General features: G+C 70.3%; 18 protein-coding genes and 1 pseudogene. 10 read left to right on the forward strand and 9 right to left on the reverse strand.

The features are described from left to right. Positions 1–135 precede the first annotated feature (135 nt). On the reverse strand, positions 136–1,026 hold the full coding sequence (locus ACWGDB_RS27770) for a hypothetical protein (protein WP_453824919.1): 891 nt from the start codon (positions 1,024–1,026) through the stop codon (positions 136–138). Between the two features lie 135 nt (positions 1,027–1,161). Further along, positions 1,162–1,458: a hypothetical protein gene (locus ACWGDB_RS27775; protein WP_453824920.1), complete on the reverse strand. Its 297-nt coding sequence runs from the start codon at positions 1,456–1,458 to the stop codon at positions 1,162–1,164. 90 nt (positions 1,459–1,548) lie between these two features. Between ACWGDB_RS27775 and ACWGDB_RS27780 the strand changes: the two are divergent. Further along, positions 1,549–2,267 (forward strand): annotated as a pseudogene (locus ACWGDB_RS27780) (oxygenase MpaB family protein). Between the two features lie 45 nt (positions 2,268–2,312). Here ACWGDB_RS27780 and ACWGDB_RS27785 read toward each other — a convergent pair. Further along, entirely contained in the window at positions 2,313–2,837 is a 525-nt protein-coding gene (locus tag ACWGDB_RS27785) for a PadR family transcriptional regulator (RefSeq protein ID WP_453824921.1), read from the reverse strand. Between the two features lie 143 nt (positions 2,838–2,980). Here ACWGDB_RS27785 and ACWGDB_RS27790 point away from each other — a divergent pair, with 143 nt between their 5' ends. Next, complete coding sequence (locus ACWGDB_RS27790; protein WP_453824922.1) at positions 2,981–3,736, forward strand: alpha/beta fold hydrolase; 756 nt, start codon at positions 2,981–2,983, stop codon at positions 3,734–3,736. A gap of 4 nt (positions 3,737–3,740) precedes the next feature. Here the strand turns inward: ACWGDB_RS27790 and ACWGDB_RS27795 are convergent, their stop codons facing one another. Continuing rightward, positions 3,741–4,340 carry a class I SAM-dependent methyltransferase gene (locus ACWGDB_RS27795; RefSeq protein ID WP_453824923.1) on the reverse strand — a complete coding sequence of 200 codons (600 nt, stop codon included), beginning with the start codon at positions 4,338–4,340 and terminating at the stop codon, positions 3,741–3,743. A 152-nt stretch (positions 4,341–4,492) separates the two neighbouring features. Between ACWGDB_RS27795 and ACWGDB_RS27800 the strand changes: the two genes are divergently transcribed. From ACWGDB_RS27800 to ACWGDB_RS27820, 5 genes are all read left to right on the forward strand, one after another. Further along, entirely contained in the window at positions 4,493–5,266 is a 774-nt protein-coding gene (locus ACWGDB_RS27800; RefSeq protein WP_453824924.1) for an MHYT domain-containing protein, read from the forward strand. A 65-nt stretch (positions 5,267–5,331) separates the two neighbouring features. Further along, on the forward strand, positions 5,332–7,854 hold the full coding sequence (locus ACWGDB_RS27805; RefSeq protein WP_453824925.1) for a sensor histidine kinase: 2,523 nt from the start codon (positions 5,332–5,334) through the stop codon (positions 7,852–7,854). Then, on the forward strand, positions 7,851–8,288 hold the full coding sequence (locus tag ACWGDB_RS27810) for a roadblock/LC7 domain-containing protein (protein ID WP_453824926.1): 438 nt from the start codon (positions 7,851–7,853) through the stop codon (positions 8,286–8,288). The genes ACWGDB_RS27805 and ACWGDB_RS27810 overlap by 4 nt, the downstream gene beginning before the upstream one ends. 22 nt (positions 8,289–8,310) lie before the next feature. After that, positions 8,311–8,724 carry a DUF742 domain-containing protein gene (locus ACWGDB_RS27815; protein WP_453824927.1) on the forward strand — a complete coding sequence of 138 codons (414 nt, stop codon included), beginning with the start codon at positions 8,311–8,313 and terminating at the stop codon, positions 8,722–8,724. Between the two features lie 123 nt (positions 8,725–8,847). Next, entirely contained in the window at positions 8,848–9,450 is a 603-nt protein-coding gene (locus ACWGDB_RS27820) for a GTP-binding protein (RefSeq protein WP_369269539.1), read from the forward strand. Between the two features lie 108 nt (positions 9,451–9,558). Here ACWGDB_RS27820 and ACWGDB_RS27825 read toward each other — a convergent pair whose 3' ends face one another. Beyond that, positions 9,559–9,987, reverse strand: coding sequence for a PPOX class F420-dependent oxidoreductase (locus ACWGDB_RS27825; protein WP_328429320.1), 429 nt, complete (start codon positions 9,985–9,987; stop codon positions 9,559–9,561). Positions 9,988–10,083: 96 nt separating this feature from the next. On the opposite strand from ACWGDB_RS27825, the gene ACWGDB_RS27830 reads away from it, so the two are divergent. Further along, positions 10,084–10,497, forward strand: a complete 414-nt coding sequence (locus tag ACWGDB_RS27830; protein ID WP_383599064.1) for a roadblock/LC7 domain-containing protein — start codon at positions 10,084–10,086, stop codon at positions 10,495–10,497. Between the two features lie 126 nt (positions 10,498–10,623). Then, complete coding sequence (locus ACWGDB_RS27835) at positions 10,624–11,538, forward strand: DUF6397 family protein (RefSeq protein WP_453824928.1); 915 nt, start codon at positions 10,624–10,626, stop codon at positions 11,536–11,538. Here ACWGDB_RS27835 and ACWGDB_RS27840 read toward each other — a convergent pair. Further along, entirely contained in the window at positions 11,525–12,394 is an 870-nt protein-coding gene (locus ACWGDB_RS27840; RefSeq protein WP_453824929.1) for an acyl-CoA thioesterase, read from the reverse strand. The genes ACWGDB_RS27835 and ACWGDB_RS27840 overlap by 14 nt on opposite strands. Positions 12,395–12,413: 19 nt before the next feature. After that, positions 12,414–14,927 (reverse strand): DEAD/DEAH box helicase, encoded by a 2,514-nt coding sequence (locus ACWGDB_RS27845; RefSeq protein ID WP_453824930.1) that lies wholly within the window; start codon positions 14,925–14,927, stop codon positions 12,414–12,416. A 145-nt stretch (positions 14,928–15,072) separates the two neighbouring features. Here ACWGDB_RS27845 and ACWGDB_RS27850 point away from each other — a divergent pair, with 145 nt between their 5' ends. Then, positions 15,073–15,867 carry a metal-dependent hydrolase gene (locus ACWGDB_RS27850; protein ID WP_383599055.1) on the forward strand — a complete coding sequence of 265 codons (795 nt, stop codon included), beginning with the start codon at positions 15,073–15,075 and terminating at the stop codon, positions 15,865–15,867. A gap of 134 nt (positions 15,868–16,001) precedes the next feature. Here ACWGDB_RS27850 and ACWGDB_RS27855 read toward each other — a convergent pair whose 3' ends face one another. Together ACWGDB_RS27855 and ACWGDB_RS27860 are read right to left on the reverse strand one after the other, a co-directional pair. Further along, positions 16,002–16,262, reverse strand: a complete 261-nt coding sequence (locus ACWGDB_RS27855) for a type B 50S ribosomal protein L31 (protein WP_383599052.1) — start codon at positions 16,260–16,262, stop codon at positions 16,002–16,004. A 138-nt stretch (positions 16,263–16,400) separates the two neighbouring features. Continuing rightward, positions 16,401–16,868, reverse strand: a complete 468-nt coding sequence (locus tag ACWGDB_RS27860) for a DUF5709 domain-containing protein (RefSeq protein ID WP_383599049.1) — start codon at positions 16,866–16,868, stop codon at positions 16,401–16,403. Between the last annotated feature and the right edge of the window lie 360 nt (positions 16,869–17,228).

A 17,228-nucleotide genomic window follows, 5' to 3' on the forward strand; every position in this document is an offset into this window, starting at 1 on the left:
TCCTTCTGCCGGGCCATCCATGGGTTGGGGCCACATGTGACGCTGCCGCCGTGTGGGGTCACCAGACACCGGCAGGTCCGTCCGGGTGCACTGCCGTGCCGCTCGGTGCGTAGGTCAGGAGGGGTTCGGGAGAGCTCAGGAAGGGCGTACCGCCATCTTGTCGAGCGCTTCCAGGAGGCCGGGCAGTTCCACGCCGCGGCCCACCGGCAGGACCTCGCCGGGCTCGTCGTCGAGGAGCACGAAAGCGATGTCGTCGGTCCTGGCGACCAGCGACCAGCCGGGGCCGTCCGCGCGCAGGGTCCGCGCGTCGCCCGAGGCGAAGGAGGACCGGACGCGACCGAGGGGCGGCGGGGACTCCACGTACGCGCGTGCCTCGGCGAGCACGCGCCGGACACCGCCGTGGCCGCCCTGCTTCTCGGTCTCCTCGGCCCCTTCGGTCTGCTCGGCGTTCTCGGCCTCTGGTTTCCGGCCCTCGGGGTCGTCCGCCTCCTTGGCGGTGTCCGCCCCAGCGCCCGGCGTCGCGAAGTCTGCGTCGTCGATCTGCTCGCGCCACGTCGCCCACTGCAGGGCGATCTCGTCGGCGCCGAGCCGCCGCTGGGCCGGCCCCCACACGCTCGTGTCCGGCGGCGCGAGGGGCGGACCGTCAGCGATCTCGGGGTCGGGATCGTGCGGCGCGGGCACATTCGGGGCGGCGACCGCGACCGCGAGGGGCCAGCCGGGCAGCGCGGCCACGACCGTACGTTCGTCGGGCGACAGGTCGTACTCCATGCCGCAGTCCCAGGACGCGATGGCGACCGCGACCAGGGAGACGTCGTCGATGACGACCGTCCACCGGGCGCCGTCTCCGTCCTGGCCGATGACCAGGCCGTATCCGTCGGCGAGCGGCGCGAGACCGAGCGCCGCGCAGGCCTCCGGGTAGTCGTCGCCCAGCACGCTCGGGAACTTCGCCGGCGTCAGCAGCACCGCCGTGAGCACGTACAGCGCATCGTCCTCGGCGGCGACGGCCTCCTCGTCCGTCTCTGCCATCCCAGCCTCCCCATCGGTTCGTCCATCGGCGCGCACCTTAGTGTGACCGGAAGCCGCTTGTCACGACTCCCAGGCACACCCGGAGCTGCAGTTTTCCGGCCGGTCGGGGCGAATCGACCGAGATCGTCCGCGGTGTCAGGCCGCCGGGAGCCCGAGGAGGGTCCGGGCGACGGTCTGCGGAGACTCGTCGCGTTCCCGGGCGAGCGCGATGATGGCCCGGCACGCCAGTTCGCTCACCCCGAACGACAGCGCCTCGGGAGACACCCAGCCGGCGGCCTCGTCGATCTGCTCCTGGTCATCCTCCGCGCAGGCCGACACATACACGGCGGCGGCCTCGAAGAGGTTGTGCGTACGCCTGTCCTTGCCGGTGTCCGCCTCCGTGCGAGAGGAGCGGAGAACTCTCGCACACCACTCGCGCACCCTGCCCCACATAGTGACCACCTTCCCCCTGCGTGACTGATCATCCATCTTCCCCTATTCAACGTAGAGTTGGAGCCTCGGCGACAGAAGGGGGACAGCACGGTGAAGCGCTTCGAGCGGCTCGAACAGATCCGGCGGATGGACCCGTTCCGCGAAGCTTCGGAGATCCACCGGCTCACCTCGGCGTACGAATTCCCGTAGGACTTCACGCGGGCGCTCGAGCTCGCGCTCTACCGCACGTAAGCCGTGCCTGGGTCGCACGGCGAGCCGTCGGATCAATCGGATGCACGGCAGCTACGACATCAGCAACGACGGCATGCGGTACGTACTGTGCACGTGGGTCGTCATGCCCAGGCGGTGGATCGACGCCTACGGCTGGCGCAGGCTCTCCCGCCACGAGATCGTCGCCTCCACCGTCCACTACGGCACGCTGGGCGGGTACATGGGTATCCAGAACATCCCCGAGTCCTTTGAGGATTTCGAGACCTGCCTCGACGCCTGTGAGGAGGCCCGCTTCGGCTGGGACGAGAACGCGCGGCGGGTCTCGGAGGCGACGCTCGACCTGATGGCCTCCTGGTTCCCGCGCCCCCTCGCCCTCCTGCTGCGCACCTCGACACTCGCCTTGTTCGACGACTCGCTCTGCGTGCCTTCCGTTGCCGACGCCGAGCGCGGCCACCCGCGCCCTCGTGCGACGAGCGGTACGCGTGCGTGGCCGTGCGGTGCGTCTGCTGCCGCCGCGCCGGGCGCCGCACTTCGCGCGGCAGAACTGGGAGATCAAGGGCTACCCGAACGGCTTTCGGCTCGATGATCTCGGCATTTGACCGGGGCCTGGCGTTCGCGGCTGCCCCGTGCGGCAGATTGGCCCGTCAGCCGTCGAGTGAAGCGATCGTCTCGCGCAGCCATCTGAGTTCGGCCCGGGAAGTGGCCCGTGCGATGGTCAGGATGCCGCGCCTGAAAGGATCGTCCAACTCCTCGGCGGCAAGGGGCCGGTCACCGTCGTAGAAGAAGCTTGCGGGCTCTTCGAGGAAAGCCAGCCGGCGTCGCAGCACTGCGGACTGGGCCGCCGAGTCGTCCAGGTGCCGCAGGAAGGCGAGCACCGTGAACCACCGGTTCTCGTCGCTGATGTCGCGCGGGTCGGGCTCGGCGAGTCGGCGGCGCAGTTCCTGTCGGCCCCCTTGGGTCAGCGTCAGGACGTGACGCGGAGCGGCCACTGCCCCGGGCTCCGTGGCGCGGGCGAGCAGGCCGGCCTTCTCCAGCCGCTTGATGGCGGGGTACAGCGTGCTCTCGGCGACCGGTTTCACGTGCCCTGTCAGCGCCGTGAGGCGCTTGCGCAGCTCATAGCCGTGAAGCGGGGTGTCGTAGAGGAATCCGAGGATGGCGAGCTCCAGCATGCTGACATTCTCGCTCACCTCCGTTGTACATCCAACACGGTATACATCGAAGTCTTGATACATCGGCAGCGATGTATATCGTTGAGTCCGTCGACGTGACGAAGTCGGCAAGGCGTGGCCGACCAGGAACCCAGGAGAACGCGATGAGGCAGGCCGATTTCGACGGCAAGGGCAGCTGTATCCGTTGGACGGAGACGCCGGGGGAGGAACCCGCGCGCGTGTACGTGCACGGGCTGGGGGCGGTCTCCTCCGTGTACCACGCCCACATCGCGGCGCGGCCCGAACTCGCGGGGCGACGGAGTCTGTTCGTCGATTTGCCGGGGCACGGCATCAGCGACCGGCCCGAGGACTTCGGCTACCGGCTGGAGGACCACGCCGATGCCTTGGCCGCGGCTCTGGACACGGCTGGGGTGAGCGACGCGGAGCTGATCGCGCACAGCATGGGCGGTTCCGTCGCCATTGTGCTGGCCCACCGACGGCCCGACCTCGTCTCCCGGCTGGTTCTCACCGAGGCCAACCTCGACGCCTCGCCTCCGCCCAGTGCCGGGAGCGCATGGATCACGGCGTACGGGGAGGAGGAGTTCGTCGGTGAGGCGCACGCGCGCGTGCTGGAATCGGTCGGGCCCCTGTGGGCTGTGACCATGCGCTTGGCCGACCCGCGCGCCCTGTACCGCAGCGCTGTGGGGCTGCGGCGCGGTTCCGAGCCGATCATGCGTGACATCCTCGAAGGACTGGCGATCGACCGTGTGTACCTTCAGGGCGAGCTCACCGGTGAACTCCCGGGCAGTACAGCCCTGGAGGCCGCGGGCATACGTGTGGTGACCGTGCCCGGTGCCGGCCACAACGTCATGCACGACAACCCGGACGCCTTCGCGGCGGCCGTCGCCGGGCAGAGCTGAGACCTCAGGACTCCCGCACGGCCAGCGCCAGGAAGCGGTCGTCCTCGTCGACGTACGACGTCATGCGCCACCCCGACCCCGTCAGCAGCGGCCGGAGGTTGGGCTCGGCCCGCAGGTCGTCCGGGGTGATCTGCCTGCCCTGGCGTGCCGCCAGCGCCACTCTGCCGATCGGGTGGAACAGCGCGAGCGTGCCGCCGGGGCGCACCACACGTGCCAACTCCCGCAAGTTCTGCGCCGGATCGGGCAGGTGCGCGATGAGGCCGGCCGCGAACACGGCGTCGAGTGACTCCGACCGCAGCGGCAGCGCGGCCACGTCGGCAAGCATCAACTGCCCGTCCGCGTCCCGCCCGGCCCGTACGGCGGCCCCCAGCATGGCCGGGGTCAGATCGGCCCCGAGGACCAGTCCCGAGGGCCCCACGGCGGCACGCAGCGGCGGCAGGGCGCGCCCGGTGCCGCAGCCCGCGTCGAGCACGCAATCCCCCTCGCGCAGTCCGAGCGCGGTAGCCGCGGCCGCGTAGGCGGGCCCGTCGTCGGGGAACCGACTGTCCCAGTCGGCGGCGCGGGCCCCGAAGAACTCCTGCACATGTGTGTGGTCGTCGCTCATGTTCCGCATGATCCCTCACCGGCCCGGATGATGCCGCTGCGCACACGTTCGAGCGTGACGCGATCGTTCCGCTGCATCTCCGTGTCATATTCCAACAGCTTTCGAAATGCGCCCCTCGCGCGCGCCCCTGCCCCGGCTAGCGTCCCGGGGCCATGGGACACCTGGACCACGCCGCCCTCGGCTGGCTGACCCCCGTACTGTCGTACGCGATGGCGTGCATAGGCGCCGCGCTGGGGCTTCGCTGCACCGTCCGCGCCCTCGGCGCCACCGGCCGCTCGCGCCGTAACTGGCTCATCACCGCCGCCTCGGCGATCGGCACCGGCATCTGGACCATGCACTTCGTTGCCATGCTGGGCTTCAGCGTCCGCGGCACCGACATCCGCTACGACGTGCCGCTCACCATCGTGAGCCTCCTCGTCGCCATGGCCGTCGTCTGCGCAGGCGTCTTCGCGGTCGGATACAGCCGCGACCGGACCCGCGCGCTTTTCCTCGGCGGGCTCACCACCGGGCTCGGCGTCGCGAGCATGCACTACCTGGGCATGGCCGCCGTACGACTCCACGGCGAAGTCACCTATGACCCTGTCCTCGTCGGAGTGTCCGTCATGATCGCCATCGTCGCGGCGACGGCGGCCCTGTGGGCGGCGCTCAACATCAAGTCGCCCGTCGCTGTCACCATCGCCTCCCTGATCATGGGCGCGGCGGTCAGCAGCATGCACTACACCGGGATGTTCGCGGTCAGCGTGGACGTCACACCCGCCGGTGAGGTCCTGCCCGGGGCCACGGCGATGCAGTTCATCTTCCCCCTCGCCGTCGGCCTCGGGTCCTACCTCTTCCTGACCTCCGCCTTCGTCGCGCTGTCGCCCACCACGGGGGAACGTGCGGCATCCGCGTCGGCTCAGGGATCGGTCGAGAGCGTCGCCGGCTAGTGGCGGGGCCGGACCGGCGACGGCCAGCGAAGACCCGCCCCGAACCACTTCCGAGCGAGGAGGCCATGCGCACACCCCGTAGGACCACCGCAGCCGGCGCCGGGACGCCGTCACCGCCCCCCGCGCGCGGTCGCCGCGCCCATGCCGGGCCACCGGCCGACGAAGGCCTCGACGAGACCCTGGGCGCGCCGCCCTACGACACACCCACCCACGCGGAGCGCTGGCGCATCCGCCCGCGCACCGTCCGCGCCAAGATCGTCTGTCTGCTGATGGTGCCGGTCGTCTCGCTGCTGGCCCTGTGGGCCTACGCCACCGTCACCACCGCCCAGGACGTCTCCAGGCTGCGCCAGTTGCAGCGCGTCGACTCCGAGGTCAGGACGCCCGCCGCAACCGCCGTCGCTGCCCTGCAGGCCGAACGCGAGGCCGCCGTGCGCTACGCGACCGACCCGTCCGCCGGACAGAGCGACGACCTCAAGAAGCTCGCGCAGGACACCGACAAGGCGGTGGCGCGGCTGCGGCTCGGCGACCGCAACACGGTCGCCGACGGCGAGGAACTCCCCGCCGGAGTCGCCCGACGTCTCGAGGCCTTCGTCAGCGGCGCCGAACAACTGAGCTCCGTACGAAATGCCGTTCTCGACCGCCGTGCGGGCTGGGACGAGGCGTACGGACGGTACACCGCGACCATCGCGAGCGCGTTCTCGGTGGGCGGTGCGCTCACCGGCATCCAGGACGCCGAACTCGGCTCCGACGCGCGCGTACTGCTCGAATTCGCCCGCGCGGGCGAGGCATTGGCGCAGGAGGACGTGGTGCTGGACAGCGCACGTCTCGCCGGGCGTCTCGACGGCGAGCGACTGCGGCTGTTCACCGGCGCCGTCGACACCCGCCGTACCCTCCTCGAGGCGGCCGTCGCCGACCTGCGCGGCCCGGAAGGCGCGGCCTGGCAGAGCCTCGCAGACGGCAGCGCCTACGCGGCCGTCGTCGCAGTCGAGGACAGGGTCCTGGCCACCGCACCGGGCGCGCGGGCGATCGACGCGGCCGGGGAAGCCACTTGGGGCCAGGCACATGCACGCGTGCAGGACGCGATGCGGACGATCGAGCAGGACGCCGGGCGCGGTGTCGCGGATCGCGCCGACCCCTTCACCCGCGGGCTGCTCACCCCGGCCGGCGCCGCCGTGCTCCTAGGCCTCGCCGCAGTGGCCGCCTCACTGGTGATCTCCGTCCGCATCGGCCGTGGCCTCGTCGTCGAGCTGGTGAGCCTGCGCAACACCGCCCTGGAGATCGCCCGGCGCAAACTCCCCGAGGCCATGCGGAGGCTGCGCGCAGGTGAGGAGATCGACATCCGGGCCGAGGCGCCGCCCGAGCCGCCCGCCGAGGACGAGACCGGCCAGGTCGGCGAGGCCCTGGGCACCGTCCACCGAGCGGCGCTCCGGGCCGCCGTCGAGCGCGCCGAACTCGCCAGCGGCATCTCCGGAGTCTTCGTCAACCTCGCCCGCCGCAGCCAGGTCCTCGTGCACCGCCAACTGAGCCTTCTGGACAGCATGGAACGGCGCTCCGACGACCCGAACGAACTCAGCGACCTCTTCCGGCTGGACCACCTCACCACCCGCATGCGACGCCACGCCGAGAGCCTGATCATCCTCTCCGGAGCGGCGCCCGGGCGGGCCTGGCGGATGCCGGTTTCCCTGACGAACGTGGTCCGCGCCGCTGTCTCCGAAGTCGAGGACTACGCGCGTGTGGAGGTACGCCAGCTCCCCGAGGCGTCCGTCATCGGCGCGGCCGTCGCCGACCTCACCCACCTACTGGCGGAGATCGTCGAGAACGCCGCCCAGTTCTCGCCGCCCCACACGCGGGTGCGCATCACCGGCGAGCCCGTCGGCAACGGCTATGCCGTCGAGGTCGAGGACCGCGGCCTCGGCATGGGCAAGGAGACCCTCGCCGAGGCCAACCGGCGCATCGAACAGTCCGAGGCACTCGACCTGTTCGACAGTGACCGGCTCGGCCTCTTCGTGGTCAGCAGGCTCGCGTCCCGGCACGCCATCAAGGTGCACCTGCGCACCTCGCCCTACGGCGGCACCACCGCGGTCGTTCTGCTGCCCACGGCCCTGCTGCACAACGCCGCGGCGGAACATTCCCCCGAGAAGTCGCAGGGCACCGATCGGCACGCCGAACACGGGTACGCGCGCGTGCCGGCCGCCGAACCGCGCCAGGAGGCCGTCCACGCGGTCGCCGACCGGCCCGCGCTGGTGGCGCCCGCACCGGCCGCTGCGCAGCCTCACACCGACACCCCACCTCCGGGAGTCACCACCTTGCGACTGCACCGACCCCCGGACGACTCCGAAGCCTCCGACAACCTCCCGCGCCGAGTACGGCAGGCAAACCTCGCCCCCCAACTGCGCGAGGGACGCCCCGACGAACAGACAGGGACGACCGCCTCCCACGACGACGGCCGTCGCACCCCCGAACTCGTCCGGGACCGCATGGCGGCCTACCGCGACGGCTGGGCTCGCGGCGGCGGCAGGCAGCCCGGTCGCGGCGCTATGCCCGATTCCAGATCCCGCAGCGACAGCAGCGAAGGAGACCCCGCATGATGCAGGATCCGAGCACGAGGGCCGCTCAGCGGTCCGGTGAACTCGACTGGCTGCTGGACGACTTGGTAGTGCGCGTCAGCGAGGTACGGCACGCCGTGGTGCTGTCCAACGACGGGCTCGCCGTGGGCGCCTCCAGCGACCTCCGCCGTGATGACGCCGAGCACCTCGCCGCGGTCGCCTCCGGCTTCCACAGCCTGGCCAAGGGCACCGGACGGCACTTCGGCGCCGGCGGCGTGCGGCAGACCATGGTGGAGATGGACGACGCCTTCCTGTTCGTGGCGGCCGCGGGCGACGGCTCCTGTCTCGCCGTCCTCACCGCCGTGACCGCCGACATCGGACTGGTGGCGTACGAGATGGCACGACTGGTCAAGCGCGTCGGTGAGCACCTCTACGCACCGCCACGCGCGGCCGCGCGACCGCCCGCTGCGGGCTGAGCCGGAAGGGCGGTCCGCGCACATGACCGAGGACACGACGGGCACCCCGCGCGAGCAGGGCAGCCAGTGGTACGACGGCGAGGCCGGGCCCCTTGTCCGTCCGTACGCCATGACGGGCGGACGCACCAGACCCGGCCCCACGGGCGTGCGCTTCGATCTGATCGCCCTGGTCACCCTGGACGCCGCCGCGCCCGCTGCCGACGACGACACGTCGCTCGGGCCGGAACACCGGGCCCTCATCGAGCTCTGCCGACCGGAGACGCAGTCGGTCGCGGAACTCGCCGCGGGCGCCGATCTGCCCGTGGGCGTCGTCAGGGTGCTCCTGGGTGACCTCCTGGAACTCGGCTGCGTGACCGTCAGCCGTCCGGTACCGCCCGCACAGCTTCCTGACGAACGGATTCTGCGCGAGGTGATCGAAGGATTGCGGGCGCTGTAGATGACTTTTCGCAACCAGGCGGCAAGAAGCGGTCCAATCCCACGAAGAGCAGCCTCAGTTGTCATGATGCTGACTTCGCACAGTGACCACGACCGATACCGGCACTCCCGAGAGAAGTGAACGATGGTCTCCGAGCACTCCGACGCCACCGACGGCGAGACCGCGCTGGCGTTGAAGATACTTGTCGCCGGCGGATTCGGCGTGGGCAAGACCACCCTGGTGGGCGCGGTCAGCGAGATCCGGCCGCTGCGCACCGAGGAACTGCTCAGTGAAGCCGGGCAGTGGGTGGACGACACCGACGGCGTGGACCACAAGGTCACCACGACGGTCGCCATGGACTTCGGGCGCATCACGATCCGGTCCGGCCTGTCCCTCTACCTCTTCGGCACACCGGGTCAGGACCGCTTCTGGTTCCTGTGGGACGAACTGTCACAGGGAGCCCTCGGTGCGGTGGTCCTCGCGGACACCCGGCGCCTGGAGGACTGCTTCCCCGCAGTGGACTACTTCGAGCACCGGCACATCCCGTTCGTCGTGGCCGTCAACTGCTTCGCGGGCGCCCGGGCCTACGGCGCACAGGACGTCTCACGCGCCCTCGACCTGGACCGGGGAACTCCCGTGGTGCTCTGTGACGCCCGGGACCGCGACTCGGGGAAGGAGGTGCTGATCCGGCTCGTCGAGTACGCCGGGCGGATGCACACCGCCCGGCTGCTCGACTCCGTGGGCTGACCGACTCCGTGGGCCGACCGGCTCCGCGGGTTGGGCGACTTCGTGAGCCGGCCGGTGCCTGAGATGTGTCGCCCGGTGTTTCGATCGGCGTTCGGTGCCATTCGGCTGCTATTCGGCGACGCTCTTCTCCGCCAGGACCTTGTCGATCGTGACGCGGACGAGGAGTTCACCCGGCACGCCGTTGCGGGCCCCGAACTCCTCCGCGCGCTCCTCGCCCATGTAGCGCGCGCCGATACGACTCGCCCAGTGACGCAGCTCGTCCAGATCCTCCGAAATCCGGGCGCGGCCCTGCAGCACCACGAAGTCGTACGGCGGCCGGTCGTCGTCCACGCACAGAGCCAGCCGGCCGTCGCGGACCAGATTGCGCCCCTTGACACTCGACTTTCCGGTGTTGAACACCAGCTCTTCCCCGTCGAGCACGAACCAGATCGGCGTCACATGCGGACTGCCGTCGGCTCGCACGGTCGACAGCTTTCCGGTGCGTGTGCCCTGCGAGACGAACGCCCGCCATTCCTCATCGGTCATCTTCTTCGCCATGCCCCCATCCTCCTTGCCCGAGGGCCGGATCGTCGGGAAGGGTGGCGAAGAGTTCCTCCGGTGCAGGGGGAGACATCTACACGGGGAGACCGGATCATGGCGCAGAACCAGGGACTTGGCTGGCTCCTGGACGACCTGACGGAGCGCGTCGATCATGTACGGCACGCGTTGGTGCTGTCCAATGACGGTCTGGTGACGGGCGCGAGTACGGGATTGCGGCGCGAGGACGCCGAGCATCTGGCCGCCGTCTCGTCCGGGCTGCACAGCCTGGCCAAGGGCTCCGGACGGCACTTCGGCGCGGGCAAGGTGCGTCAGACGATGGTCGAGTTCGACGAAGCCGTGCTGTTCGTGACGGCGGCGGGCACCGGCAGTTGTCTGTGCGTCCTCAGCGGCGCGGAGGTCGACATCGGCCAGATCGCCTACGAGATGACCCTGCTCGTCAACCGGGTCGGTGAGCACCTCGACGTGGACGCCCGACAGCCCGAGCGGACACCTCTCACAGACCTCTGACCTGCTACTTCTTCGCCCCCCGTGGAGTTATCCACAGGCCCGCCACGAGATCGGGCCGAGCGGCTACGGTTTTGTCACGGCGAACGCACAGAGCGTGAGCCACTGACTCCACGGGGGAGATCGACTATGTCGAGCGAGACCATTACGAAACCGCACCTCCTGTCCTGCACGCCGAGCCGCGCGGCCCGGGAACTGGGAGTGAAACGAGGCGAGCTGGACCTCGCAATCCATCTCGGCCTCATCCGGACCGTGCCCGACGAGGGAGGCGGGGGCCGGCGTGTCCCACGGTCCGAGATCGAGAGGGTGAGTTCGGGGCGCGGTTTGCCGGAGCCCCTGGTGGACCGTGTCCGGGTGGTGGGTACGACCGAGGGCGCGGACCTCGTCGATGTGTCCCCCGGCAGGTTCACACGGCTCGCACGGCTGGGCCTGGTGGTGCCGGTGAAGTGGTACTTCAACCGCTATCGAGCCGTGGTCTGGCTGTATCTGGCCGAGGAACTGAAGCAGGTCGCCGCCGACGAGAAGAACGGCCCACTGCTGAACGACCGGCGCATGCCCGAAGGGCTGCGAGGCATGTTGGACGCCGGAGTGGACCTGCGGCCGCGCAACTGGCGGGGCCGGCACCGGGGATTCCTGCTGCGACTGGCCGAGGATCCATGGGAGAGCGCGGGCGCGCTGGCCGCCTTCCTCGATCCCGTCCAGATCGCGGAGCTCGTCCCCGACCCCTATGAGCGCTCTCACGTCAACCGCTTCCGCCCCGGCCCGCCGGTATCCGGCGCACCGGGTTCACCCTCCGCGCTCATCGCCGAGAAGCTCATGACGGCGGACGACCCGGACGAGATCAGCCTGCTGCGGGCCGAACTGGCCGTGGTTCTCGAGGAGGCGCGAGACAGGCGGCCCGCGCCACGTCCGACAGTGAAACGGGCCCCCGTTCCGGCGCACCACGCAGGGCACCTCGGTGCCTCCCGGCCCGTGGCGCCAAAACCGCCGCGCGGCTTGCTCAGCTGGCTCCGGCGCAGAACTCCGCGGGCTACAACGCCCTGAACAGTCCCTCCTGGACGACGGACACCAGCAGGCGCCCCTCCAGGTCGTAGATCCGCCCACGGGCGAGACCCCGTCCGCCGGTCGCGATCGGCGACTCCTGGTCGTACAGGAACCACTCGTCCGCCCGGAACGGCCGGTGGAACCACATCGCGTGGTCCAGCGAGGCGATGTCGAAACTCCGCGGGCCCCACAGCGGTTCCACCGGGATACGGACGGCGTCCAGGAGCGTCATGTCGCTGGCGTAGGTCAGCGCGCAGGTGTGCACGACCGGGTCGTCGCCCAGCGGCCCGACGGCGCGCATCCACACGGCACTGCGCGGCTCGGCGCCCTTGACGTCCTCGTCGGTCCAGCGGAGCCGGTCCACGTAGCGGATGTCGAAGGGCTGACGGCGCGCCATCCGCTCCAACTGCTCGGGCAGCGTGCCCAGATGTTCCCGGATCTCGTCCGTGACCGTCGGCAGCGACTCCGGGTCCGGAACCTCGCGTGCCGGCGGCAGCTGGTGCTCGAAGCTCCCTTGCTCAGGCTTGTGAAAGGAGGCGGTGAGATTGAAGATCGTGCGGCCCTGCTGCACGGCGGTGACCCGGCGGGTCGTGAACGACCTGCCGTCCCGCACCCGTTCGACCTGGTACACGATCGGCACGCCCGGCCGCCCCGGGCGCAGGAAGTACGCGTGCAGCGAGTGCACCGGACGGTCCCCGTCCGTGGTGCGCGCCGCGGCGATCAGTGCCTGGCCCGCGACCTGGCCCCCGAAGACCCGCTGCAGGGACTCCTGCGGGCTGCGCCCGCGGAAGATGTTGACCTCGACCTGCTCCAGGTCGAGCAGGTCGACGAGTCTTTCCGCCGGGTTCGTCGTCATGAGTGGGATTCTCCTGTGCTCACAGCTGGCCTACGTCGGTGACGCGGACCACGGCGCGACCCTCCGCGTCGGAGGCGGTGAGGTAGATCTCCGCGCTGATGCCCCAGTCGTGGTCGCTGTTCGGGTCGTCGAAGATCTGACGGACCCGCCACAGGCGGTTCGCCGGTTCCTCCTCGATCACCAGCAGCTTGGGGCCACGGGCGTCGGGGCCGGTGCCGAGGTCCTCGTACTCGTCCCAGTACTTGTCCATCGCCTCGCCCCAGGCATCCGCGTCCCAGCCGGCGTCGGCGTCCATCTCGCCGAGCTCCTCGACGTGGTCGAGGGCGGCGAGCTCGACGCGGCGGAACATCGCGTTGCGGACGAGGACGCGGAAGGCACGCGCGTTGGTGGTGACCGGCTTGACCTCGTCGGCCTTCTCCTGGGCCTCCTCGGCGGTCATCTCCTCCGGGTTGGCCAGCTGTTCCCACTCGTCGAGCAGGCTGGAGTCGACCTGGCGCACCATTTCGCCGAGCCACTCGATCAGGTCCTGCAGATCCTCCGACTTGAGGTCGTCGGGGATGTTGTGGTCGAGGGTCTTGAAGGCGCTCGCGAGGTAGCGCAGCACGATGCCCTCGGTGCGGGCCAGCTCGTAGAAGGACACCAGCTCCGTGAAGGACATGGCCCGTTCGTACATGTCCCGGATGACGGACTTCGGCGACAGCGGGTGGTCGCCGACCCAGGGGTGGCTCTTGCGGTACGTGTCGTACGCGTGGAAGAGCAACTCCTCCAAGGGCTTCGGGTACGTGATGTCCTGGAGGCGCTCCATGCGCTCCTCGTACTCGATGCCGTCCGCCTTCATCGCGGCGACGGCCTCGCCCTTCGCCTTGTTCTGCTGAGCGACCAGGATCTGCCTCGGGTCGTCCAGGGTGGACTCGACGACGGACACCATGTCCAGGGCGTAGGACGGCGATTCCGGGTCCAGCAGCTCGAACGCGGCAAGCGCGAAGGTGGACAGCGGCTGGTTGAGCGCGAAGTCCTGCTGGAGGTCGACGGTGAGGCGGACGATGCGCCCCGTGCCGTCCGGCTCGTCGAGCTTCTCGACGATGCCGCCGTCCAGCAGCGAGCGGTAGATCGCGATCGCGCGACGGATGTGCCGCAGCTGCTGCTTGCGCGGCTCGTGGTTGTCCTCCAGCAGGTGCCGCATCGCCTCGAAGGCGTTGCCCGGTCGGGCGATCACCGACAGGAGCATGGTGTGCGTGACCCGGAAGCGGGACGTCAACGGCTCCGGTTCGGAGGCGATGAGCTTCTCGAAAGTGTTCTCCGACCAGGCGACGAAGCCCTCCGGCGCCTTCTTGCGGACGACCTTGCGACGCTTCTTCGGGTCGTCGCCGGCCTTGGCGAGCGCCTTCTCGTTCTCGATGACGTGCTCGGGGCCCTGGGCGACGACGAAGCCCGCCGTGTCGAAGCCGGCGCGCCCGGCGCGGCCCGCGATCTGGTGGAACTCCCGGTTGCGCAGGGTGCGGACGCGGTTGCCGTCGTACTTGGTCAGGGCCGTGAACAGCACCGTGCGGATGGGGACGTTGACGCCGACACCGAGCGTGTCCGTGCCGCAGATGACCTTCAGCAGACCGGCCTGCGCGAGCTTCTCCACCAGTCGCCGGTACTTCGGCAGCATTCCGGCGTGATGGACACCGATGCCGTGCCGGACGTAACGGGAGAGATTGCGGCCGAACTTGGTGGTGAAGCGGAAGTTGCCGATCAGCTCGGCGATCTGGTCCTTCTCCTCGCGCGAGCACATGTTGATGCTCATCAGCGCCTGCGCCCGCTCCACGGCCTGAGCCTGGGTGAAGTGCACGATGTAGACCGGCGCCTGCTTGGTCTCCAGCAGCTCGGTCAGGGTCTCGGTGAGCGGGGTGAGCTTGTACTCGTAGGACAGCGGCACAGGACGGGTGGCCGAGCGGACCACCGAGGTCGGGCGGCCGGTGCGCCGGGTGAGGTCCTCCTCGAACATCGAGACGTCGCCGAGCGTCGCCGACATCAGGATGAACTGCGCCTGTGGCAGTTCCAGGATCGGGATCTGCCACGCCCAGCCGCGGTCCCCCTCCGCGTAGAAGTGGAACTCGTCCATGACGACCTGGCCGACGTCCGCCTGCTTGCCGTCGCGCAGGGCGATCGACGCGAGCACCTCGGCGGTGCAGCAGATGACGGGCGCGTCGGCGTTGACGGACGCGTCGCCGGTCAGCATGCCGACGTTCTCGGTGCCGAACATCTTGCACAGTTCGAAGAACTTCTCCGAGACCAGTGCCTTGATCGGGGCGGTGTAGAAGGTGACCTCGTCCCGGGCCAGCGCGGCGAAGTGGGCGCCCGCGGCGATCATGCTCTTGCCGGAGCCGGTGGGCGTCGACACGATCACGTTCGCGCCGGAGACCACCTCGATCAGCGCCTCCTCCTGGTGGGGGTACAGAGTCAGACCCCGCTCCTCGGCCCACGACTCGAAGGCTTCGTAGAGGGCGTCGGGGTCGGCGGTCGGCGGCAGCTGATCGATGAGGGTCACCCACCCATCTTGCCTGCCCTCCTGGCCCAGAGGGGAATCGGCTGCGAGCGCGAAGATCGCGAACGCTACGCTGTGTCGCCGACGACACGTCAGCGAACCCGGTCAACTGGACAGCGGCACACGAGGAATGGGGCGGGCAACACCGATGATGGGACCAGCACACTCACTGTCGGGCGCTGCCGCCTGGCTCGGCGTCGGAGCGGCGGCTGCCGCTGCCGGGCACGGAATGCCCTGGCCGGTCCTCCTCGCCGGTGCGCTGATCTGCGCCGGGGCCGCCCTCGCCCCGGACCTCGATCACAAGGCGGCGACCATCTCGCGGGCCTTCGGTCCGCTGTCGCGCTGGCTCTGCGAGATCGTCGACAAGCTGTCGTACGCGGTCTACAAGGCGACGAAGAAGCAGGGCGACCCACGGCGCTCCGGTGGGCATCGCACGCTCACGCACACCTGGCTGTGGGCGGTCATGATCGGCGGGGGTGCCTCCGCCCTGGCGATCACCGGCGGGCGTTGGGCGGTGCTGGCGATCCTGTTCGCGCACATGGTGCTGGCCATCGAGGGCCTGCTGTGGCGGGCGACCCGGGGTTCCAGCGCCGACGTCCTGGTCTGGTTGCTGGCGGCGACCAGCGCGTGGATCCTCGCGGGCGTGCTGGACAAGCCGGGCAACGGCTCGGACTGGCTGTTCACGGCACCGGGCCAGGAGTACCTGTGGCTGGGGCTGCCGATCGTGCTGGGTGCGCTGGTGCACGACATCGGCGACGCGCTGACGGTGTCCGGCTGCCCGATCCTGTGGCCGATTCCGGTGGGCCGCAAGCGCTGGTACCCGTTGGGCCCGCCGAAGCCGATGCGGTTCCGGGCGGGCAGCTGGGTCGAGCTCAAGGTGCTGATGCCGGCGTTCATGGTGCTCGGCGGGGTGGGCTGCGCGGCGGCGCTCAACGTGATCTGAGCGGGCGGCGGCCAGGTCGGCACGCCGGTGATCGGCCTGCGGCACGCTTTGACCAGCCGGGTCGGGGGACGCCCTGGACCTCCGGTGTGCCATGGACCACCGGTTTGCTCTGGGCCTCCGGTGTGCTCGGCGGATCAGCTGCCCTGTCCGGCTCCGCCGCCGTAGCGCCGCTCGAAGGCAGCGACCCGGCCCTCGGTGTCCACCGTGCGTGCCTTCCCGGTGTAGAAGGGATGGCTCTCGGAGGAGATCTCGACGTCCACGACCGGGTAGGTCTTACCGTCGTCCCAGTCGATGGTCTGGTCGCTGGTCGCGGTGGACCGGGTCAGGAAGGCGTAGCCTGCGGCGCGGTCGCGGAAGACGACCTCGTGGTAGTCGGGGTGCTTGTCCTGCTGCATGCGAGCTCCTCGTATTGCGGCAACGGCAACGGCAACGGCAACGGCAACGGCAACGGCAACGGCCGACGGCCTGGCGCCGAAGGCGCGTGGACTGTGGCACGGGGGCTGCGGGGGTCAGCCGAGCAGGGACTGCGGCGGTCAGCCGTAGGACTCCTCGTCGACGATGTGCATGGCGGCCTCCTCCGCGGACGCCGCCGCGCCGTCGATGCCCACGTCCGTCGCGACGAGCGCGCTCTCCTCGTCCTCGTGGGCGCCCTCGTCGGGTGCGACGAGGCGGCCGGAGCGGGCGGCACCGACCTCGTTGTCGACGAGTTCCCCGTCGGTGCCCTCGGCGTCGCCGAGGCCGTCGCCGTCGGGGGCGACCAGGTCGGGCTGTTCCTCGGCGAGCCGCTGGTCGAGGGTCTCGCCCTGGTGGCGCTCGGCGGCCGTGACACCGCTGTGCTCCACCGCCCATGGTCGGTCCGGTGGGGACCAGCCGCGGTCCAGGGGGTCGTCGACGCCGTCGTTCTCCAGGGTGTCCTCGGCGTCGAGCAGCCCTGTGTCCTCGCGTTGATCGGATGCGTCGGGCTGGTAGACGTCGTCACCCCATCCGTCGGCGCTGTTCACGGGTACCTCCAGGTGGTGGGGACGGGCCCGAACTCACCGCGGTCGGCGGTGGGCCGCCGCGACGCGGGGCACAGGCCGCACTCGGCGCGAAACCGCGTGGTTCCCGGGTGCTCCCCGAACCGGTGCCGTTATCCAGCCTTCCACCCCTTTTCACCCCGGCGCAACGGCACGGGTGTGCTCCGGTGCGGCGGCATGGGGCCACGGCGCGGACTCCGGATCCCCGGTCCCGGATCCGTCCCGCCGCGCGGGGCCGAGCGGACCCGGGCCCCACGTCTGCCCCGTCCACGCAGGGGCTTGCCCCGGCTGCCCCGCCCCTGTGTTTCCGAGCACCGTCCCTATGCCGGGCGCCGGTCGTTCCGC

The organism is Streptomyces sp. NPDC055013 (assembly GCF_053608645.1).